Here is a 19,535-nt window from a genome sequence, read left to right as displayed (position 1 = left end):
ATCGCGTGAGACCCGCAGGCATGATCTCGCCCTTCGATCATGTTTGCGGGACGTCACGCGGATCAGCCGATGCACGCCACTCATATTCCCAAAGCGCGGGCCTATTGGTCGACGGCCGCCATCGTGCCCGGCATCATCGCCATCGGGCCGATGCTGCCCGGCACGCTCGCTTTCGGCATGGCATTCGGTGCGCTGTGTGCGCAGAAGAGCCTCACGCTTGCCGAAGTCGAAGTGATGATGGCGACGGTCTATGGGGGGCTGTCGCAATTTGTTGCATTGCAATCATGGCCTGACGTGCTGACGCCAGGTGCGATCGCGACGCTGGCGCTGCTCACACTCACCGTGAACATCCGCTTCTTTCTGATGAGTGCCACGCTGCGGCCATGGTTCGGCACGCTGCCGGCCTGGCAGGCCTATCCGTCCATGCTGCTGGTCACCGATGGCGGCTGGCTCGCAGCGATGCGCTACCGCGATCATGGCGGCGCCGATGCGTCGTTCTATCTCGGCGGCGGCATCGTGCTGTATTTCACCTGGCTGTTTTCGGCGATCCCGGGCTTCCTGCTGGCCGAGCAACTCACCGATCCCAGAAAATACGGCGTCGATCTGGTGATGCCGGCCTTCTATGCCGCCATGCTGGTTCCTGCATGGAAGGGCCCGCGCCGCGCTATCCCGTGGGTCGTCTCGGGCGTCGTGGCCCTGGTGGTGCATTGGTTGGTGCCGGGCTGGTGGTTCATCATCGCCGGAGCGCTGTCCGGTGCGGTGAGCGCCGGGCTGATGGATGAGCCCGAGCCGCAACGTCCGACGGATGTACCCGCATGACGGAATTTTTGCGCAGCGATGTCATGATCGCCTTTGCTGTCATGACAGCGATCACAGTGGCCTCGCGCCTCGGTGGCTACTGGCTCATGGGTTACGTCAATGTGACACCGCGGGTGCGGCGGATGCTCGACGCGTTGCCGGGCTCGATCATCGTCGCTGCCGCGCTGCCTGTGGCCGTCAACGGCGGGCCGGTGGTGGTATTCGCCATTCTGGCCGCGATGGTAGTCACCATCATCCGCCGCAACGACTTCATTGCCGTCGTCACCGGCATGGCCGTGGCGGCCGCCGCCCGCGCGCTCGGATTTGGCGGCTAGGGTCTACCCGAAAAGTTGAATCCCGCCATGCGCAAAACACCTTGTCAACGAGTCTGAACTAGTGTTCAGTTCTTATCGCGAGCACCTCGGAGTTCGCTCAAAACCTTGAAGTTACGCACCTTATTTGTGACAGCCGTCAGGTTGGCCAAGGGGTGCCGGGGACGAGAACGCTCATGGTTTACCGACGGACCCATCAAGTTGTGAAGCGGCTTGCAGCGCGGCGCAGCGCCATTCTGGCGGCAGCACGCGAAACATGCGCCGAAGGTGGCATGGCGGCCGTTCAGATCGCGCCGGTTGCGGTTCGCGCCAATGTCGCGGCGGGCACGGTCTACCGGTATTTTCCGTCTAAGGCGGACCTGATTTCCGAACTCATCGCTGACGTGTCGCGTGACGAACTCGCGGCGATCCGCCGTGCGGCGGATGCTGCGCCGGGACCTTCATCGGCGCTCGCCGCCGCGGTCACCACGGTTGCCGTGCATGTCGTGTCACACCGTAAATTGTCATGGGGCATCCTGGCCGAGCCGGTCGAGGTCGATGTGACGGAGTCGCGACTGGCCAGCCGCCGCGAGATCGCCGGCGAGATCGAATCCCGTATTGCGGCCGCCATTCGCGCGGGTCATTTGCCGGCGCAGGACACAGCGCTCGCAGCCGCCGCCTTGCTGGGCGCGCTGCATGAAGCGCTGGTCGGGCCGATGGCGCCCGACAATCTCGAAGATCAGGCCAAGCTGCGTGACGCGGTGCAGACTGTCACGCTACTGGCCTTGCGGGCTGTGGGCGTCATGGATGCCCGCGCCCGCGGCCTCGTGGTGCAGGCTGTGCTGCCGACCAAGATGGCGGCCGGCGCCTAGCGCGTTTTCAAGCGAAGCGGGTGCCGCTTCGCGTCTAGAAAACGCGCCAGAACAAAAAGCTTCAGCGCTTACGGCTTGATTTTGCCGTCCTTGTCGAACTGCGCGAGGAAGGCCCAGAGGTCGTTCACCTCGGATTCCTTCTTGATGCCGGCAAAGGCCATCTTGGTTCCCGGGATCTTGGCCTTCGGATCCTTGATGTATTCCTTGAACGTCGCTTCATCCCAGGTGATGCCGGAATTCTTGTTGGCGTCCGAATAGGAATAGCTCTCGGCGGTGCCGGATTTGCGGCCGTTCAACCCGTTGAGTTCCGGACCGACCTTGTTCTTGGCGTTTTCGCCGACGGCGTGGCAGGCAAGGCACTTGTTGAAGGAGGATTTCCCGGCGGCGACGTCCTGTGCAAGTGCGAAGGAGGAGGCGGTCGAGGCGGCGAGGACGATCAGGGCGCCGAAAGTGACAGACTTCATGGATGGCTCTTCTTGTTGTGGCTTTCCAGCTTAGTTTGTTGCACACGCTCCGAATAGTCCACAAGTGCGATGACGGTCGCCGCGCGTTCCGGCAACATGCGGCGAGTCATGCTTTGGTAAGCTACCCAAAGCCGCCCGGACGTGGTTGATTCATTGCAAAGCAGCCGAGTGATCGCTGCGATCTTCGGGAGTGCGCGTTCAATGACCATCATGATGCCTGCGGCGGATCAGGCTGTCCTCGCAAGGCGCGAAGCCATTATCGCTGCATTGCGAAAGCTGGTTCCGGGCGAGGGCGTGATTTCCAGTGCAGCGGAAATGCTGCCCTATGAGTCGGACGGGCTGATGGCCTATCGCCAGCCGCCGATGGTCGTCGTGTTGCCTGATACGACCGAGCAGGTCTCCAAAGTTCTCAAATATTGTCACGAGAACGGCATCAAGGTGGTGCCGCGCGGTTCGGGCACGTCACTATCCGGTGGCGCGCTCCCGCTGGCCGACGCAGTGCTGCTTGGTCTCGGCAAGTTCAAGCGCGTGCGCGAGATCGATTTCGACAACCGCGCCGTGGTCGTCGAGCCCGGCGTCACCAATCTCGCCATCAGCCAGGCGGTGGCGCATGCGGGCTTCTACTACGCGCCGGATCCGTCATCGCAGATCGCCTGTTCGATCGGCGGTAATGTCGCGGAGAATTCCGGCGGCGTGCACAGTCTCAAATACGGCATGACCACCAACAACCTGCTCGGCTGCGAGATCGTGCTGATGTCGGGCGAAGTCATTCGCGTTGGCGGCAAGACCGCGGAGACATCGGGCTACGATCTGATGGGGATCATTACCGGCTCCGAAGGTCTGCTGGGTGTCATCACCGAAATCACCGTGCGTATCCTGCAGAAGCCGGAGACGGCGCGTGCGCTGATGATCGGCTTTGCCGAGGTCGAGCACGCCGGCCAATGCGTTGCCGATGTCATCAGCGCCGGCATCATTCCCGGTGGCATGGAGATGATGGACAAGCCGGCGATCCATGCCGCGGAAGCCTTCGTTCATGCAGGCTATCCGCTCGATGTCGAGGCACTGCTGATCATCGAACTCGATGGTCCGGGCGTCGAGGTCGACGAACTCATCAAGCGCGTCGAGAAGATCGCACTGGGCTGCGGCTCGACCACCTGCCAGATCTCGACCTCCGAACAGGAACGCCTGCTGTTCTGGTCCGGCCGCAAGGCGGCTTTCCCTGCCGTGGGTCGTATCTCGCCGGATTATCTTTGCATGGACGGCACGATTCCGCGCGCGGCCTTGCCTCTGGTACTGCGCCGCATGAAGGAGATGTCTGCCAAATATGGCCTCGGCGTCGCCAATGTGTTTCATGCGGGCGACGGCAATCTGCATCCGTTGATCCTGTACGATGCCAACAAGCCCGGCGAGCTGCAGCTCGCGGAGGATTTCGGCGCAGATATTCTGAGGCTGTGCGTCGAGGTCGGCGGCGTGCTGACCGGCGAGCACGGCGTCGGCATCGAGAAGCGCGACCTGATGCCGGAGATGTTCAGTGAGGTCGATCTCAATCAGCAGCAACGCATCAAATGCGCGTTCGACGCGCAAGGTCTGCTCAATCCCGGCAAGGTGTTTCCGACATTGCACCGCTGTGCCGAACTCGGCCGTGTGCACGTGCATGGCGGCAAGCTCGCTTTCCCTGATTTGCCGCGATTTTAGTTGGACGCTTCCGTGGATATTTTGAAAGTACGAGACGCTCAGGACGTCGAACAGGCGGTGCGTGCGGCAATCGCCAGCGAGCAGCCGCTGGAGATCATCGGTCATGGCAGCAAGCGCATGGTCGGCCAGCCCGTTGCGACCAATGCGGTGCTCGATCTGTCGGCGCTGAATGCCGTGACGTCCTATGAGCCGAACGAATTGATCCTCACCGTACAGGCTGGCGCGCCGATGGCCGACGTGCTGTCGCTGATCGATTCCAAGAACCAGCAGTTCTCCTTTGAGCCGATGAACACGTCGCAGCTTCTGGGCACGCCTGACATCGGCACCATCGGGGGCATGATCTCCGCAGGCCTTGCCGGGCCACGGCGCATTCAGGCCGGCGGCGCGCGCGATCATCTGCTCGGCGTGCATGCGGTGTCGGGCTTCGGCGACAGCTACAAGGCCGGTGGCCGCGTGGTGAAGAATGTCACCGGCTACGATGTTTGTAAGCTGCTCGCCGGCGCGTGGGGCACGCTGTCCGTGATGACCGAAGTCACGCTGAAAGTAATGCCGCGGGCAGAGAGCGAGCGCACGCTGGTACTACACGGGCTCGATGACATTGCAGCCAACAAGGCGATGACCGCGGCGCTGGGATCGCCCTTCGATGTCTCGGGTGCCGCGCATCTGCCGGGCTCGGCCTTGCGCACCACGCAGGGGACGCTTGGCGAGATCGCGTCGCCCGACCAGTCGGTCACGCTGATCCGCCTTGAAGGCATCACCGCGTCCGCGTCGCAGCGCGCGGTGTCACTGAGTACGACGCTGAAGTCATTCGGCGTGGCCGAGATACTTGAAGACGCTGCATCCGCGGTACTGTGGGCGGCTGTCCGTGACGTGACGCCGTTTGCGGCCAGCGGTCCGCGTGCGATGTGGCCGGTGTGGCGCATCGTGACGCCGCCGGCATCCGGTGGTGCACTTGGCCAGGCCATCGCCAAGGGCTCGCAAGGCGAGGTCATCTATGACTGGGGCGGCGGCTTGATCTGGGCGGCACTCCCGCCATCGGCCGATGCGCAGGCAGCGCAACTCCGCAAGCTGGTCAATGCAGCCGGTGGCCATGCGACGCTGATCCGCGCGCCGGAAGATGTGCGCCGCGCCATCGATGTGTTTCACCCGCAGCCTCAGGGCATCGCTGCCCTCGGCGAGCGGGTGCGCAACAGTTTTGATCCAAAGAACATTCTCAATCGCGGCCGGATGTCGCGTGGACTTGGTACTTGAAAGACTTGCGACATGAAGACCGAATTCACCCCGACCCAGCTGGCTGATCCGGATATTGCCGAGGCCGACAAGATCCTGCGCAAATGCGTGCATTGCGGCTTCTGCACGGCGACCTGTCCGACCTATGTGCTGCTCGGCGACGAACTCGATAGTCCGCGCGGCCGCATCTATCTGATCAAGGAGATGCTGGAAAAGGACCAGAAGCCAACCCAGGAGGTGGTCAAGCATGTCGATCGCTGCCTGTCGTGTCTGGCCTGCATGACAACCTGCCCGTCCGGCGTGAACTACATGCATCTGGTCGATCAGGCGCGGGTCAAGATCGAGAAGGACTACACAAGGCCGCTCTCCGAGCGGTTGTTGCGTGACACGCTGGCCTGGGTGCTGCCACGCCCCGGTCTGTTTCGCCTGAGCATGACGATGGCCCGGCTGGTGCGACCGCTGGCGGCGCTGCTGCCCTCGACGAAGAAGCAATCCAACCCGAACCTGCTCAGCCGCGTGAGGGCGATGCTGACCATGGCGCCGGCACAGCTCCCTGCTGCCGGCCCGTCTGGTGGCAGCGTTTTTCCCGCTATCGGCGCTCGCCGGGGCCGGGTCGCATTGCTGCAGGGCTGTGCCCAGCAGGTGCTGGCGCCGCGGATCAATCAGGCCGCCATCAGCCTTTTGACCCGACACGGCGTCGAGGTCGTGCTGGTCCGGGACGAACAGTGCTGCGGTGCGCTGACCCATCATCTCGGCCGCGACGGGGATGCGCTGGCGCGGGCCAAGGCCAATATCGGCGTCTGGCTCGGGGAGGCAGACCGCGGCGGTCTCGATGCCATCCTGGTCACGGCGTCCGGCTGTGGAACCGTCATCAAGGACTATGGCTACATGCTGCGCGAGGATCCGGAGTTTGCCGCGCCGGCCGCGAAGGTCTCCGCGCTGGCGAAGGATATCAGTGAGTATGTCAGCGCCATGGATCTGCCGAAGCCCGACAAACAAAGCGACCTCGTCGTCGCCTATCACTCGGCGTGTTCGCTGCAGCATGGGCAGAAAATCACACAGGCTCCCAAAGAATTGCTTTCCAAGAATGGATTCGTGGTGAAAGATATCCCAGAGAGCCATTTGTGTTGCGGTTCGGCGGGGACGTACAACATTCTCCAGCCTGATATTGCGAATAGGTTGCGCGATCGAAAGGTCGCCAACATCGCGATGGTCAAGCCGGATATCATCGCTGCCGGCAACATCGGCTGCATGGTTCAGATCGCCGGAGGGACGTCAGTCCCGGTCGTACATACGATTGAGCTACTCGATTGGGCGACAGGCGGTCCCAGGCCAGGATTGAACTGATCTAATTGTGATAACGGCCCCGCGCTGGCGCGGAAGACTTGAAACGCTGGTCCCTTTTGGATCGGCGCCAACAGGAGGACCACGATGGCTAAAGGCAAGAAATCGAAGAAAGACAAGAAGGACAAGAAAAAGCAGAAGAAGCTTTTGACGGCGGCAAAGCCCGCGAAGAAGTCCTCCAAGAAGTCGGTCAAGAAATCCGCGAAGAAGGCTGTGAAGAAAGCGGCCAAGAAGGCTGCGAAGAAATCAGCCAAGAAGACGGTGAAGAAGGCGGCCAAGAAAGCCACCAAGAAGACCGTCAAGAAAGCCGCGAAGAAGGCGCCGAAGAAAGCTCCCGCCAAAAAAGCGGTGAAGAAGGCCGCGCCGAAAAAGGCTGCAAAGAAAGCAGCACCGAAGAAAGCGGCCAAGAAGGCCGTGAAGATTCCTGCGACGCTCCTGACAAGCACGGCGCCCGCGCCGGCCGTGGTCGAAGCCTCCGCGCCGGTTGCCATGCCGCCGAAGCCGCCGCGCAAGCCGCGTGTCCCCAAGCCGAAGCCGGTCGAACCGCCAGTCGCCGAGACACCGAGCTGGGCGACGCCGGAGCCCGATCCGTCACCGGTCGAAGGGCATTCTTCAGGCGAGACGACGGCGATCGAATCTCCTGGCGATACGTCGCCCGATCACGACGAAAACAGATAGTCGAACCGGATTCAGTCCGCGTTTCTGACGCACGAATAATCTCCGGAAAACCGCAGCGCTCGCCGCTGCGGTTTTTGCTTGGTGAAGGTCCATCCGCGAACGGCGCGTCTCAATCGATGGCGGGGGTGTCAAATGTGCAGGCGATTCGAATGACCCTGTTTAGAGCGCTCCAAAGGGGCGATCGACCTCCTGTCGGATCGCATTCCACAATTCCCGGCCACCGAGAATTCCTTGTCGCGGTAATTTTGGACTGGAATCTCTCCAAAAACGTTGTGCTTTTGCAACACCCCGCCACAACCTCTCACGGAAACGTCAGAACGCCTATTTAGGCGGCACTTGCTCGTTTTTTTTCCTTCACCGCTCCGGCTTTGCGCCTCAAAGTTGCGTTCAGTCGATGAATTTCGCGGTCTCGCCGTCTTTCGGACACGGAACTGCCTCTGGTTTCAAAAGTGATGGGGAATGTCATGAAGAAGATTGTTGTCGCCTCTGCTGCGGTGCTCGCCATGGGGATGAGCTCGGCTTCCGCAGCTGATCTGGGCGCGAAGATGTACAAGAAGGCGCCCCCGGTTGTGGCTGCCTACGATCCTTGGGATATCGCATTCGGCAGTGCGATCATGAGCAACTACGTCTTCCGCGGTATCACCCAGTCCAACGGCCAGAAGGGCTCGGTCGCCGCTTACTTCGAGCCGCGCTACAACATCACCAAGGACGTCCAGCTTTACGTCGGTGTTGCCGGTGAGAGCATCTCCTTCACCAACCGCGCTTCCATGGAACTCGACGGTTACTTCGGTATCCGGCCGACCTGGGGCGCTGCTGCGTTTGACTTCGGCTTCTGGTACTATGGTTATCCGGGTGGCCAGTGCATCGACTCCGTCGTTGGCGGCGGCGGCGTGTGCCCGGCCGGTTCGAACGTCGCTGGTCCTGCCTTCAACGTCATGAAGAAGGACGTCAGCTTCTACGAGGGTTATGCGAAGGTGAACTACACCTTCAACGACTACTTCTCGCTCGGCGGTAACGCGTTCTACTCGCCGAACTTCCTGAACACCGGCGCTGATGGCACCTACGCTTCGATCACCGGTAAGGTGATCGCACCGTCGACCTGGTTCGGTTCGACCGGTATCGGCTCCTACGTCTCGGGTGAGTTCGGTCGTCAGTGGCTGGGCACCTCGGATGCCTTCTACGGCACCGCTCAGTTCCCGAACGGCATCAAGTATGCCGACTACAACACCTGGAACATCGGCATTGGCTTCACCTACAAGGTCTTCACGCTGGACCTGCGCTACTCGGACACCAACCTGTCCAAGGGTGATTGCAACGCCTTCACCTCGGACTTCACGGCTTCGGGCACCAACAACGTCACCGCGATCAATCCGGGCGGCGCTGGCTCCAGCTGGTGCGGCGCGACCGGCATCGTCAAGCTGTCGGCTGACCTGACCGCGATGTCGAACCTGAAGTAATCGACTTCGACTGAGATCAAAGGGGCGGCAGAGTAATCTGCCGCCCTTTTCTTTTGGGATAGAGCTTCTATGAATCGGGACTGGTTGCGGCGCGCAGCGAAGACGATCCGTCGTAACAATCATCGCAATGCGTTGGCTGGTGCCGTTGCCGGGCTGGGGGCGGGGATCGCCATCGGTGTGATGGAGTTCTTCTCGGCCGTTGCGCATTATCCGCTGGTCATCATCCCTTTTGCGACCTCGATCGTCCTTGTGATCGGTTCACCTGAAGCCGAGCCGGCGCAGCCGCGCGCGCTGATCGGGGGGCACCTGATCGCGACGCTGGTGGGGCTGGCCGTGCTCAAACTGACAGGGCCGCATGCCTGGGCGGCGGCCATGGCCGTCGGCCTCGCCGTGCTGGCGATGTATGTCACCGGCACATTCCATCCGCCTGCCGGAATCAATCCGCTACTTGTTGTGTCTCACGGATTGCCGTGGACGTTCCTGCTCGCGCCGGTGCTGGTTGGCGCGCTGCTGCTCGCGAGCTTCACCTTCGTCTGGCATCGCTACGCCGCAGGCCGCGACTGGCCGCGGCACTGGCTTTAGAGCGTTTTCGAGCGAAGTGGGTACCGGTTCGCGTTTAGAAAACGCATCAAACAAGAAGCTGGAGCCCGTTTCGATTCCGTCGGACCGGAAAAGGCTCCAGCAGGGCGCGCCACTTCTCAGGCGGTTTCTGCCCCGGCCTTTGCATCTCTCAGCGCGAAGTGATCGCCGGACCGCGTCAGGGACACTTTGCGCTGGTGCAAGTCATCGAGCGTGTTGCGATGGCCGATCGATACGATGGTTGTGCCCGGCAGTTTGTCTTCGAGCAGCCGATAAAGTGCTTCTTCTGACGGCTCGTCGAGCGATGCGGTAGCCTCGTCAAGGAAGAGGTATTGCGGCTTTTGCAGCAACGCGCGGGCGACGCCGAGACGCTGTTGTTCACCGAGCGACAGCATGCGATTCCAGTGGGCATCTTCGTCAAGCCGGGTCGCCAGCGCAGGCAGACCTACGGCCCTGATGGCATCGGCGATTTCCTGTGGGCTGAACGCGTCGGTCTCGGCAGGATAGGCCACTGCATCCTGCAGCGTGCCGACCGGGAAATACGGCCGCTGCGGCAGCATCATGATCGCCGCATTCGCGGGGATGGAGATCTTGCCCTTGCCGAACGGCCATATGCCGGCGATGGCACGAAACAGCGTGGATTTTCCTGCGCCCGATGGACCGGTGAACAGCGTGCGTTCCCCGCGACGGAAGCTGAAGCCTGGCGTCTGCACCATGGCTGTGCCGTTGGGGAGCGCCAGTGTCAGATCGCTCAGCGCGATGTCGCCTCCGGCGGCCTCGCCGACGTGAACGATATCGGGCTTGGTCGTCAGCGCCTGTGCGTTGGCAATGGCTGTCTCGAAGCCATCAAGGCGCATCACGCCGGACTGCCATTCCGCCAGTGTGCGATAGGCCGTGACGAAGAATGAAAGTGCACCCTGTACGGTGCCGAAAGCATCCGCGGTTTGCATCACGGCGCCAAGCTGGACCTTCTCCGCAAAATAGGCAGGCGCGACCAGAACATAGGGCAGGATGATTGCGATCTGCTGATAGCTGACCGTGAAGGATGTCAGCTTCTTGGTGCGGCGCATGATGTCGATCCAGTTGCCGACCACCAGCTGGAAGCGGGTCGAGAGACGCTGGCGCTCGACCGGCTCGCCGCGCAGCAGAGCGATCTGCTCGGCATTCTCGCGCGCCCGCACCAGATTGAAGCGGAAGTCCGCTTCATAGCGCTGCTGCTGGAAATTCAGGGCCATCAACGGCGCACCGATATAGTGCGTCAGCGCAGTGCCGATCACGGCATAGATGAGCGCACCCCAGACGAGATAGCCGGGGATCGGGATTTCCCGACCGAACACATGCAGCGGCGCCGCGTCGGACAGGCCCCACAGGATGATCACGAAGGAGAACAGCGTGACGACTGAACTCAGCAGGCCGATGCCGATGTCGAGCGTCTTTTCGACGAACAGCCGGACGTCTTCCGCGATGCGCTGATCCGGGTTGTCGGCAGCGTCGCCCTGCAGCTGCATGCGATAGTGGTTGGCATCGGCGAGCCAGTTGCCGAGATAGCGCTCGGTCATCCAGCGCCGCCAGCGGATCTGGAGCCACTGGTTGAGATAGAGCTGATAGACCTTGAGTGCGATGTTGATCGCCGCAAGCACGCTGAAGTAAGCGAGCTGATAGGTGAAGACGTCGAGGTTTCTGTCCTGCAGTGCGTTGTAGAAGGTGTTGTTCCAGCGATTGAACAAGACGCTCAGGCCGACCACCGCCAGTTCGATCGCGATCACCGCCGTGAGGAGGCCAAGTCCCGCCCATTTGTCCTCGGAACGAAAATAAGGAACCGCGATCCGCCAGACGGTCGCGAGCGTGGAGCGGATGTTATTCACAGATCGTCTCCGGGAAGAGGGCCCTAAGCCCTTAAAATCAGAAATGAATTCCAGCGTTTAGACTAAAGTAGCTGGTTTGATGGCCTGCGACGCCTTGTCGCGAAACTGTGATTCACCCTAGCATGACACCAAGGCGAGGCATGGGGGCCTCCCATCGCGTAGCCAGATCTTGAAAGCCATGGGTATTATCGGCTTTGACCGATCCCGGATGCCCTCGCAAGTGAACAATCAGCAATTTGCCGATCGATAACGATCGAGCCGCTGCAATAATATAAAGGGGGAGAACGACCATGTGGAATCAGGTCTACAATCCATTCAATAACAGCGCGGTCTCGACGCTCGTCGCCGCGATACCGGTGGTCGTCCTGCTGGTGCTGATCGCCACCAACAAGGTCAAGGCGCATATCGCCGCGATCATCGCGCTGGTGCTGGCCAATCTTGTAGCGATCTACGCATTCACGATGCCCGCCAACATGTCGCTTCGCGCATCTGCGCTCGGCATCGTCACCGGCTTCTTCCCGATTGGCTGGATCGTTCTCAACGTCATCTTCATGTATCGCCTCACAGTGGACAGCGGCCGCTTCGAGGTGTTGCAACGCGCCATCGGCGGCGTGACCAATGACCGGCGACTGCAGATCCTGCTGATCGCGTTTTCGTTCGGTGCATTCTTCGAGGGCGCGTCGGGCTTCGGTACGCCGGTAGCTGTCACCGGCGCCGTGCTGATCGGTCTCGGCTTCTCGCCGCTGGCGGCGTCTGGCCTGTCGCTGATCGCAAACACCGCGCCCGTCGCCTATGGCGCGCTCGGCACCCCGATCCAGGGCCTAGCCACCGTCACCGGCTTCGATCCCTTCGTTCTCGGCGCGATGGTCGGCCGGCAATTGCCGATCTTCTCCATGATCGTTCCATTCTGGGTGGTCTGGGCCTTCGCCGGCTGGAGGGGCATGAAGGAAGTCTGGCCTGCCATCCTCGTGACCGCGTTGTCGTTTGCGATCCCGCAATTCGTGATCTCGAACTTCATCAATCCGTGGATCGTCGATATCGGCGCTTCGCTGATCTCCATGGGCGCGTTGATCCTGTTCCTGAAGGTCTGGCAGCCCAAGACGATCTGGACGTCGGCTGCGCTGCGCGTGCATGACGACTCGGCGTCGACCGTGCCGCCGGTGAAGCCGATGAGTACGGAGAAGCTGACCTCGGCTCAGGTCTGGAGCGCGCTGACCCCGTGGATCATCCTCTGCGTCATCCTGCTGATCTGGGGCACCAACTGGTTCAAGGGGATCGTCAACCCGATCTTCTCCTGGAATTTTCCGGTGCCTGAACTGCACAACATGATCAACAAGGTGCCGCCGGTGGCCGCCAAGCCAACGCCGGAAGGCGCGGTGTTTGCGTTCACCTATGTCTCCTATACCGGCAGTGGCATGTTGCTGGCTGCGATCATCTCCGGCTTCATCATGGGCTTCTCGCCTGCGAAGATGATTGTGGAATATGGCCGCACCATCAAGATCTGCGCGTACTCGCTGATCACCATCTCGGCGATGCTGGCGATCGGCACGCTCACGCGTTTGTCGGGTGTCGACGCGACGCTCGGTCTGGCCTTCGCTGCGACCGGCGTGTTGTACCCGTTCTTCGGCACGCTGCTTGGCTGGCTCGGCGTGGCGCTCACCGGTTCGGATACCGCGTCGAACGTGCTGTTTGGCAACCTGCAGAGGATCACATCCGAACAGCTCGGTCTGTCGCCGATCCTGATGAGCGCGGCGAACTCGTCCGGTGGCGTGATGGGCAAGATGATCGACGCGCAATCGATCGTTGTGGCCTCCACCGCGACCAACTGGTTCGGACATGAGGGCACGATCCTGCGCTTCGTGTTCTGGCACTCGATCGTACTGGCCTGCATGGTCGGCCTGTTCGTGATGCTGCAGGCCTATGTCTATCCGTTCACGCTGATGGTTCTGGCGCCCTAGGGCGTACGCAATAAATCAATGACGAATCCCCGTGGCTGCAAGGCCGCGGGGATTTTTCGTTGTCGCGCCATATTGTTTCCCGACGGTTCTGGTCAACCAGCGCCGCCGCGCGTAGAACCGCGGCCATTGTCGCCGATCCCATCACGCCGAGAATTCATATGACTGCCATGACCACTTTGCTGCGGGCCGCTCTTGTCGGTGCTGCGTTTCTGATTGCTGCCCCCGTGCATGCCGCCGACGAGTTTCCATTCGGCATGGAGATGACACTGGATGCGCAGCGTCAGCCCGGCTCGAAGCGAATTCCCAACCTGGAAATCGGCGAGGCTGGCGAGGTGCGGGTGGAGTTGTGGTGCAAGGGTGGAAAGGGCCAGTTCTCGGTTGCCGGCAACACGATTGTGTTTGTTGCGGGCGCAATGGAGCAACGCAGCTGCTCGGATGCGCAGGCCACGCTGGATGATCAGCTGCTGGCCGATCTCGGCGCGGCCACCAACTGGCAACGACGGGGTGACAGTGTGACATTCGTCGGTCCGAAGTCACTGCGGTTTCGGCTGAACACGAACTAGAGCGGCGCGCGTAGGATGGGTAGAGCGCAGCGAAACCCATCGCCTTCGACACATGTAGATTGATGGGTTTCGCGAAGGCGCTCTACCCATCCTACGCGTCCGCGTTGCCGGTGACGTCTGAGCAGACTGCTGTCACCTACTTCCAGTTCGAATTATCTGCATCCCAACGCTGGGCCTTGAACTCCGTCGCGACGGCTGCAACCGCGCCGTTGTCATCGCGCGGATCGCTTTCTTCATCGGCCGTCGGCGAATCCGCGAGAGCCAGCTTCGCACCCGAAGTCTCATCCGCGGTCGTCACCGATGGCGTGCTGATCCACAGGATGAGCTTATCCGTCGTGCCGGGCTTGTCGGGAGCGATGATCGCGCTGACCTCGACCGTCTCCGTCAATTCGAGCGCGGGCAGAACCTGACTCGGGCGCTTGAAGCTCAGCTTCAGCTTTCCGGTCTCGTCGTCCCATGATGTCGCGGCAGGTTTGCCCGACATGGTCTTCGCGAGCACATTCGCCAGCGCGGTCGCAATCTTGTCGCGATTGATCTTGTCGCCATCGCGCCAGCCGGCGGCCGCAAAGCGCACGGTCCGATCCATGTCGATGGCGCCTGTGGTCCAGCCGACATTGACGACGCCGGGATAGGTCTTGGTCTTGGCGACGAAAGCGGCCGCGCGTTCCGGATCGATGGCGAGGCTGATGACCTGCTCGCCGGCGCGCAGTGCATCGCACGACACCGCAAGACTGTTGAGCGCAACTTCAACGCTCTGCCCACGCAGTGTGCGCACGAAATCGAGCGCAGCTTCGAGCTTGATCTTGACCGCGATCGCTTCGGGCGACACTTCGGTGAAGTCCTTTGGCGCGGGCGCGATATTGTCGTCGGTGGACTGGTTATCCTGGAATTCCTTCTCGCTCTGATCGGAATTGTCCGAGGATGTCACGTTGTTTGTGGTCTGGCCGACCGAGATCTGTCCCTTGAATTCGAACGTGTCGCCGGTCGGCCGGCGGTTCAGCTTGATGGTCACCGGCAGCTTGTCGATCTGGGTCTGCGTCGCGCCGGTCAGCGTCGAGCCGCTGACTGTGAGATTGGCGACGAAGCGATCCTTGCGATCGCTGCCTTTCTCGGCGGGATAGCAGACATCAAGCGTCGCGGCGGTGACGGCCTTGCCCTGCCGTGTCTCACGCAAAATGACGTCGGCATTGCCGTTCATGACGCCGTCGATGGATGTGAAATAGCGCGTCTCGGGGCCGTTTACCTGGTTCTTCGGGGCTGCCTTCATCTGCGCCGAAGCGAGATTGATGGTGGCAACCGAGGCCGTGGCTGCAAGGCCGAGCAGGCAATAACGAAGCGCGCGCATTTCCAAATATCCCTGGACGTTCCTCGGGGGGCGACTGATTCCACCCGCAAGCTTAAAGCGCGATTGAATCAGAACCGCGACCGCCGCGAAAGACCGGAAGCCGGAGCCGTATTGGCCAAACGGCAAAAAAGAAGGCCGCCCGGAGGCGGCCTTCGATTACAAAGCGCTTGAGCGAGCAGGGCTTAGAAGCCCATGCCTCCCATTCCGCCCATGCCACCCATACCGCCGCCAGCGGGCATCGCCGGAGCGGCGTCGCGCGGCAGTTCGGCGACCATGGCTTCGGTCGTCACCAGCAGGCCGGCAACCGAAGCGGCGTCCTGCAGTGCGGTACGCACCACCTTGGCCGGGTCGATGATGCCCTTGGCGACCATGTCGACATAGGTCTCGGTCTGGGCGTCGAAGCCGAAGGTCTCGGACTTCTCTTCCAGGATCTTGCCAACCACGATCGAGCCTTCAACGCCGGCATTCTCGGCGATCTGGCGGATCGGAGCTTCGAGCGCCTTCAGCACGATATTGATGCCGGCCTGAACGTCCGAATTGGCGTTGGTGATCTTGCCGACGGCCTTCTTGGCGCGCAGCAGAGCGGTACCGCCGCCGGGGACGATGCCTTCCTGAACGGCCGCACGGGTCGCGTTCAGCGCGTCATCCACGCGGTCCTTCTTTTCCTTCACTTCGACTTCGGTCGCGCCGCCAACCTTGATCACCGCAACGCCGCCGGCCAGCTTGGCCAGACGTTCCTGCAGCTTTTCACGGTCGTAGTCCGAGGTGGTTTCCTCGATCTGCGCCTTGATCTGGTTGACGCGAGCCTCGATGGCGGGCTTCTTGCCGGCGCCATTGATGACGGTGGTGTTTTCCTTGTCGATCACCACCTTCTTGGCGCGGCCGAGCATCGCCAGCGTGACGCTTTCCAGCTTCATGCCGAGGTCTTCCGAGACGAGCTGACCGCCGGTCAGGATCGCGATGTCTTCCAGCATCGCCTTGCGGCGATCGCCGAAGCCCGGCGCCTTGACGGCCGCAACCTTGAGGCCGCCGCGCAGGCGGTTGACGACGAGGGTAGCGAGGGCTTCGCCTTCGACGTCCTCAGCGATGATCAACAGCGGCTTGCCCGACTGTACGACGGCTTCAAGCACCGGCAGCATAGCCTGCAGGCTGGAGATCTTCTTCTCGACGAGCAGGATGTAGGCATCTTCGAGCTCTGCCGTCATCTTCTCGGCATTGGTCACGAAATAGGGCGACAGATAGCCGCGGTCGAACTTCATGCCTTCGACGATGTCGACTTCGGTATCGAGCGACTTGTTCTCTTCGACCGTGATGACGCCTTCGTTGCCGACCTTCTGCATCGCCTGGGCGATCATCTTGCCGATGGCGCTGTCGCCGTTGGCCGAGATGGTGCCGACCTGGGCGACTTCAGCGGAGGAAGCAACCGGCTTGGCGCGCTTCTCGATGTCCTTGATGACGGCGGTGACGGCGATGTCGATGCCGCGCTTGAGGTCCATCGGGTTCATGCCGGCAGCGACCGACTTGGCGCCTTCACGCACGATCGCCTGGGCGAGCACGGTGGAGGTGGTGGTGCCGTCGCCGGCATTGTCGTTGGTCTTCGAGGCGACCTCGCGCAGCATCTGCGCGCCCATGTTCTCGAACTTGTCCTCGAGCTCGATCTCCTTGGCGACGGTGACGCCGTCCTTGGTGATGCGGGGAGCGCCGAAGCTCTTCTCGATCACGACATTGCGGCCCTTCGGACCGAGCGTGACCTTGACGGCGTTGGCGAGGATGTCGACGCCGCGCAGCATGCGATCGCGCGCGTCTCCGGAGAATTTAACGTCTTTGGCTGCCATGTGAGATGACTCCTTGTGAGAACCCTCATCCTGAGGAGCGGGCACTTGCCCGCGTCTCGAAGGATGAGCTGATGGGGTATAACTTGCGGCTCATCCTTCGAGACGGCGGCTGCGCCGCCTCCTCAGGATGAGGGAGAGTGTGTGGCGGCTTAGGCGATCACGCCCATGATGTCCGACTCCTTCATGATGAGGAGTTCTTCGCCGTCGAGCTTGATCTCGGTGCCCGACCACTTGCCGAACAGAACCTTGTCGCCGACCTTGATGTCGATCGGGATCAGCTTGCCGGCTTCGTCGCGGCCGCCAGGGCCGACGCCGACGACTTCGCCTTCAGACGGCTTTTCCTTGGCGCTGTCCGGGATGATGATGCCGCCCTTGGTCTTCTCGTCGGCGACGATGCGCTTGACGACGACGCGGTCGTGCAGCGGGCGGAATTTGGTCTTGGCCATGGGAGTGTCCCTTTGGGTTTGCGATCTGGGTGCCATCACGGAGGCGGGCAGGGATCCAGCCGGACCGCTCGGGGCGGCCGGCTCATTCCCTTAGCAATCGCGCTCCGGGAGTGCTAATTGAGCGTCCGGGAGATATGGCCAGACGCTTTTTGAGTCAAGCGAGGCCTTAAGGCCTTGGTGAGGCCAATATAGGATGATCTGGAAACCATAATGGAGAGTCGGCGTAATTCTGCCGACCTCATTGCGCTGTCAGGTGTTTTGCGCTTGGCTGCCGGGATGGGCAGCCGGGGAATTTGCTCTAGGGGATGATATGATCAGGTCACGCTACGCCCGCACGGTCGCCAATCTGGCGATCGCCTCATCTTTGGCGCTGTCGCTGGGCGGGTGCGGCTCGTATAGCGGCTTCAGCGGTTTCAGTCTGGGGAACTCGCAGCCGACACCACCGCCGGAGCCCCCGCCGGCGCCGGAGCTGCCAGCCTCGATCCGCTCGGAAGAACTCGTCGGTCGCTGGGGTCTGGCGTCCTACATGAACCCCAACGATCGCGTTCGCACCGAGAACGCCGCGCGCGGCCAGTGCAAGCAGCCCTATATCATCGGTCAGGGCGCCACCGGTGGCGTCATCATGCATCTCGCCGACGAAGCGACGCCGCAGGAATTGCGCCTCAAGGGCTCACAGAGCGGCAAGAACTATATCGGCCCGGCTGGTCCCGCTGGCGGCGAGAAGGATCGCGAGATCGTCTCCTTCGATGGCCGGATTCTCGTCACGCGCTTCATCGACAAGGACGCAGCGGTCCGCTACGGCAACATGGTCTATGTCCGCTGCGCACCGAAGGCGTAGGGCGGGTCCCGCTATTCTGCTGACAATGTGAGATCATGCACCGACTGCGCGACCTTGTTTTCGGACCGGGCCGCGCGGTCCTCGTGCTGGCATTCACCCAGATCCTGACCTGGGGCATCCTGATCTATCCACCGGTGCTGACCATGCCGCATGTCACGGCGGCACATGGCTGGTCGCTGGCCTTCGGCATGGCGGGCTTTTCGCTGGGGCTGATCGTATCGGGACTGCTGTCGCCGGTGGTTGGTGGGTTGATCGACCGTCACGGCGGCAATGTCGTCATGGCATCGGGCGCATTGGCCGGCGCCCTGGGTCTCGCTCTGTTTTCAATCGCCGATCATCCCGCGACCTATCTGGCCTGCTGGCTGTTGCTCGGCGCTGCAATGTCTGCGTCGCTCTACGATCCCGCCTTCGCGACGCTGACGCGGATCTTCGGGGCTTCGGCGCGGCGGCAGATCACCTTCGTGACCTTTGCCGGCGGCTTTGCCTCGACGGTCGGCTGGCCTGCCACGCATTTGCTTCTGGAGAATGTCGGCTGGCGCGGGACCTATCTGACCTTTGCAGCCGTCTTCGCCTTTGTCGTTGCGCCGCTTCATGCCTTTGCATTGCCGCGCCATGTCGCCGCCGCACCTCTGCCCGTGGCGGACGCCGTTGTCGTCCCCCAGCAGGCAACCCTGCGCCCGGAAGGCTGGCCATTCATCCTGCTGGCGGCGGCCTTCTCGCTTTACAGCTTCATTCTGTCGGGCGTGACGTCGAACCTGCTGGCGCTGCTGGAGCGCGGCGGGCTCAGTGCTGCAACGGCGGTGACCATCGGCGCGATGTTCGGCCCGGCGCAGGTGGCGTCGCGGCTGGCTGACTTCATGCTGGTGGGACGCACCCATCCGCTGTGGATCGCGCGCGGGGCGGTGGTGCTCGTGGTGTCGGCCTTCGCGATGCTGGCCTTTGCGGGGATCTCGTTTCCGCTGGCGGCCTTGTTCGCCATCGGCTTCGGCGCGGCCAATGGCGTCATGACCATTGCGCGGGGTGCGCTGCCGCTTCTGATGTTTGGTCCGGCGGGGTATGGCCGCGTCATCGGCCGTATCGCGCGGCCGGCTCTGTTCGTGCAGGCCTTTGCGCCATTCGTGGTGGCGTCCGCGGTCGAGACACTGTCCGACCGCATGGTGCTGCTGCTTGGGACTGTGCTGGCGCTGGCGGTGCTGCTCTGTTTCGTGATGATAAAAACGCCGGGCACTGCTGCCCGGCGTTAAGCGATCTCTAACT

19 protein-coding genes are annotated in these 19,535 nt (G+C 62.0%); 13 read left to right on the top strand and 6 right to left on the bottom strand.

From position 1 onward, the window contains the following. The first annotated feature begins 69 nt into the window (after positions 1–69). The 3 genes from AB8A27_RS01305 (at position 70) to AB8A27_RS01295 (ending at position 1,981) form a co-directional block, all read left to right on the top strand. Complete coding sequence (locus AB8A27_RS01305; protein WP_441240340.1) at positions 70–819, top strand: AzlC family ABC transporter permease; 750 nt, start codon at positions 70–72, stop codon at positions 817–819. Next, a complete protein-coding gene (locus AB8A27_RS01300) occupies positions 816–1,133 on the top strand; it encodes an AzlD family protein (protein ID WP_441240339.1) in 318 nt (105 codons plus the stop codon). The genes AB8A27_RS01305 and AB8A27_RS01300 overlap by 4 nt, the downstream gene beginning before the upstream one ends. A gap of 173 nt (positions 1,134–1,306) precedes the next feature. Next, positions 1,307–1,981: a TetR/AcrR family transcriptional regulator gene (locus AB8A27_RS01295; protein ID WP_092139147.1), complete on the top strand. Its 675-nt coding sequence runs from the start codon at positions 1,307–1,309 to the stop codon at positions 1,979–1,981. A gap of 68 nt (positions 1,982–2,049) precedes the next feature. Here the strand turns inward: AB8A27_RS01295 and cycA are convergent, their stop codons facing one another. Next, complete coding sequence (gene cycA, locus AB8A27_RS01290) at positions 2,050–2,445, bottom strand: cytochrome c-550 CycA (RefSeq protein WP_092139145.1); 396 nt, start codon at positions 2,443–2,445, stop codon at positions 2,050–2,052. Beyond that, on the bottom strand, positions 2,442–2,657 hold the full coding sequence (locus AB8A27_RS01285; protein ID WP_441240338.1) for a hypothetical protein: 216 nt from the start codon (positions 2,655–2,657) through the stop codon (positions 2,442–2,444). The genes cycA and AB8A27_RS01285 overlap by 4 nt, the downstream gene beginning before the upstream one ends. Between AB8A27_RS01285 and AB8A27_RS01280 the strand changes: the two genes are divergently transcribed. The 6 genes from AB8A27_RS01280 (at position 2,647) to AB8A27_RS01255 (ending at position 9,431) form a co-directional block, all read left to right on the top strand. Further along, on the top strand, positions 2,647–4,140 hold the full coding sequence (locus tag AB8A27_RS01280) for an FAD-linked oxidase C-terminal domain-containing protein (RefSeq protein ID WP_068733583.1): 1,494 nt from the start codon (positions 2,647–2,649) through the stop codon (positions 4,138–4,140). The two genes, AB8A27_RS01285 and AB8A27_RS01280, sit on opposite strands and share 11 nt — an antisense overlap. A gap of 12 nt (positions 4,141–4,152) precedes the next feature. Next, entirely contained in the window at positions 4,153–5,391 is a 1,239-nt protein-coding gene (locus AB8A27_RS01275; protein ID WP_441240337.1) for an FAD-binding protein, read from the top strand. Positions 5,392–5,403: 12 nt separating this feature from the next. Next, positions 5,404–6,717: a glycolate oxidase subunit GlcF gene (gene glcF / locus AB8A27_RS01270; protein WP_441240336.1), complete on the top strand. Its 1,314-nt coding sequence runs from the start codon at positions 5,404–5,406 to the stop codon at positions 6,715–6,717. 84 nt (positions 6,718–6,801) lie between these two features. Then, positions 6,802–7,392 carry a hypothetical protein gene (locus AB8A27_RS01265; protein ID WP_441240335.1) on the top strand — a complete coding sequence of 197 codons (591 nt, stop codon included), beginning with the start codon at positions 6,802–6,804 and terminating at the stop codon, positions 7,390–7,392. 464 nt (positions 7,393–7,856) lie between these two features. Beyond that, positions 7,857–8,849 (top strand): TorF family putative porin, encoded by a 993-nt coding sequence (locus tag AB8A27_RS01260; protein ID WP_441240334.1) that lies wholly within the window; start codon positions 7,857–7,859, stop codon positions 8,847–8,849. A 69-nt stretch (positions 8,850–8,918) separates the two neighbouring features. After that, positions 8,919–9,431 (top strand): HPP family protein, encoded by a 513-nt coding sequence (locus AB8A27_RS01255; RefSeq protein ID WP_441240333.1) that lies wholly within the window; start codon positions 8,919–8,921, stop codon positions 9,429–9,431. A gap of 116 nt (positions 9,432–9,547) precedes the next feature. Here AB8A27_RS01255 and AB8A27_RS01250 read toward each other — a convergent pair whose 3' ends face one another. Further along, positions 9,548–11,293, bottom strand: coding sequence for an ABC transporter ATP-binding protein/permease (locus AB8A27_RS01250; RefSeq protein WP_441240332.1), 1,746 nt, complete (start codon positions 11,291–11,293; stop codon positions 9,548–9,550). A gap of 290 nt (positions 11,294–11,583) precedes the next feature. On the opposite strand from AB8A27_RS01250, the gene AB8A27_RS01245 reads away from it, so the two are divergent. Then, positions 11,584–13,251, top strand: coding sequence for an L-lactate permease (locus AB8A27_RS01245; protein ID WP_441240331.1), 1,668 nt, complete (start codon positions 11,584–11,586; stop codon positions 13,249–13,251). Positions 13,252–13,409: 158 nt separating this feature from the next. Continuing rightward, entirely contained in the window at positions 13,410–13,814 is a 405-nt protein-coding gene (locus AB8A27_RS01240; RefSeq protein ID WP_441240330.1) for an META domain-containing protein, read from the top strand. A 136-nt stretch (positions 13,815–13,950) separates the two neighbouring features. Here the strand turns inward: AB8A27_RS01240 and AB8A27_RS01235 are convergent, their stop codons facing one another. The 3 genes from AB8A27_RS01235 to AB8A27_RS01225 all read right to left on the bottom strand — a co-directional run bounded on the left by AB8A27_RS01235 (position 13,951) and on the right by AB8A27_RS01225 (position 17,440). Then, on the bottom strand, positions 13,951–15,159 hold the full coding sequence (locus AB8A27_RS01235) for a hypothetical protein (RefSeq protein ID WP_441240329.1): 1,209 nt from the start codon (positions 15,157–15,159) through the stop codon (positions 13,951–13,953). Between the two features lie 182 nt (positions 15,160–15,341). Then, complete coding sequence (groL, locus tag AB8A27_RS01230; RefSeq protein WP_441240328.1) at positions 15,342–16,994, bottom strand: chaperonin GroEL; 1,653 nt, start codon at positions 16,992–16,994, stop codon at positions 15,342–15,344. 149 nt (positions 16,995–17,143) lie between these two features. Continuing rightward, on the bottom strand, positions 17,144–17,440 hold the full coding sequence (locus tag AB8A27_RS01225; RefSeq protein ID WP_089261928.1) for a co-chaperone GroES: 297 nt from the start codon (positions 17,438–17,440) through the stop codon (positions 17,144–17,146). Positions 17,441–17,750: 310 nt separating this feature from the next. Here AB8A27_RS01225 and AB8A27_RS01220 point away from each other — a divergent pair, with 310 nt between their 5' ends. Both AB8A27_RS01220 and AB8A27_RS01215 read left to right on the top strand, forming a co-directional pair. Beyond that, positions 17,751–18,278 carry a hypothetical protein gene (locus AB8A27_RS01220; protein ID WP_092139131.1) on the top strand — a complete coding sequence of 176 codons (528 nt, stop codon included), beginning with the start codon at positions 17,751–17,753 and terminating at the stop codon, positions 18,276–18,278. A 35-nt stretch (positions 18,279–18,313) separates the two neighbouring features. Then, entirely contained in the window at positions 18,314–19,522 is a 1,209-nt protein-coding gene (locus AB8A27_RS01215) for an MFS transporter (RefSeq protein ID WP_441240327.1), read from the top strand. The last annotated feature ends 13 nt before the right edge of the window (positions 19,523–19,535 follow it).

It is taken from the genome of Tardiphaga sp. 768_D3_N2_1 (assembly GCF_052076105.1).
Lineage (GTDB): Bacteria > Pseudomonadota > Alphaproteobacteria > Rhizobiales > Xanthobacteraceae > Tardiphaga.
This window is presented reverse-complemented; position numbering and strand designations above follow the sequence as displayed.

What these genes read in the sequence shown, in the direction of transcription:
- AB8A27_RS01305 (WP_441240340.1), top strand. Translation starts at nt 70, where the DNA reads ATGCACGCCACTCATATTCCCAAAGCGCGGGCCTATTGGTCGACGGCC.
- AB8A27_RS01300 (WP_441240339.1), top strand. Translation starts at nt 816, where the DNA reads ATGACGGAATTTTTGCGCAGCGATGTCATGATCGCCTTTGCTGTCATG.
- AB8A27_RS01295 (WP_092139147.1), top strand. Translation starts at nt 1,307, where the DNA reads ATGGTTTACCGACGGACCCATCAAGTTGTGAAGCGGCTTGCAGCGCGG.
- cycA (WP_092139145.1), bottom strand. Translation starts at nt 2,445, where the DNA reads ATGAAGTCTGTCACTTTCGGCGCCCTGATCGTCCTCGCCGCCTCGACC.
- AB8A27_RS01280 (WP_068733583.1), top strand. Translation starts at nt 2,647, where the DNA reads ATGACCATCATGATGCCTGCGGCGGATCAGGCTGTCCTCGCAAGGCGC.
- AB8A27_RS01285 (WP_441240338.1), bottom strand. Translation starts at nt 2,657, where the DNA reads ATGATGGTCATTGAACGCGCACTCCCGAAGATCGCAGCGATCACTCGG.
- glcF (WP_441240336.1), top strand. Translation starts at nt 5,404, where the DNA reads ATGAAGACCGAATTCACCCCGACCCAGCTGGCTGATCCGGATATTGCC.
- AB8A27_RS01265 (WP_441240335.1), top strand. Translation starts at nt 6,802, where the DNA reads ATGGCTAAAGGCAAGAAATCGAAGAAAGACAAGAAGGACAAGAAAAAG.
- AB8A27_RS01260 (WP_441240334.1), top strand. Translation starts at nt 7,857, where the DNA reads ATGAAGAAGATTGTTGTCGCCTCTGCTGCGGTGCTCGCCATGGGGATG.
- AB8A27_RS01255 (WP_441240333.1), top strand. Translation starts at nt 8,919, where the DNA reads ATGAATCGGGACTGGTTGCGGCGCGCAGCGAAGACGATCCGTCGTAAC.
- AB8A27_RS01245 (WP_441240331.1), top strand. Translation starts at nt 11,584, where the DNA reads ATGTGGAATCAGGTCTACAATCCATTCAATAACAGCGCGGTCTCGACG.
- AB8A27_RS01240 (WP_441240330.1), top strand. Translation starts at nt 13,410, where the DNA reads ATGACTGCCATGACCACTTTGCTGCGGGCCGCTCTTGTCGGTGCTGCG.
- AB8A27_RS01235 (WP_441240329.1), bottom strand. Translation starts at nt 15,159, where the DNA reads ATGCGCGCGCTTCGTTATTGCCTGCTCGGCCTTGCAGCCACGGCCTCG.
- groL (WP_441240328.1), bottom strand. Translation starts at nt 16,994, where the DNA reads ATGGCAGCCAAAGACGTTAAATTCTCCGGAGACGCGCGCGATCGCATG.
- AB8A27_RS01225 (WP_089261928.1), bottom strand. Translation starts at nt 17,440, where the DNA reads ATGGCCAAGACCAAATTCCGCCCGCTGCACGACCGCGTCGTCGTCAAG.
- AB8A27_RS01220 (WP_092139131.1), top strand. Translation starts at nt 17,751, where the DNA reads ATGATCAGGTCACGCTACGCCCGCACGGTCGCCAATCTGGCGATCGCC.
- AB8A27_RS01215 (WP_441240327.1), top strand. Translation starts at nt 18,314, where the DNA reads ATGCACCGACTGCGCGACCTTGTTTTCGGACCGGGCCGCGCGGTCCTC.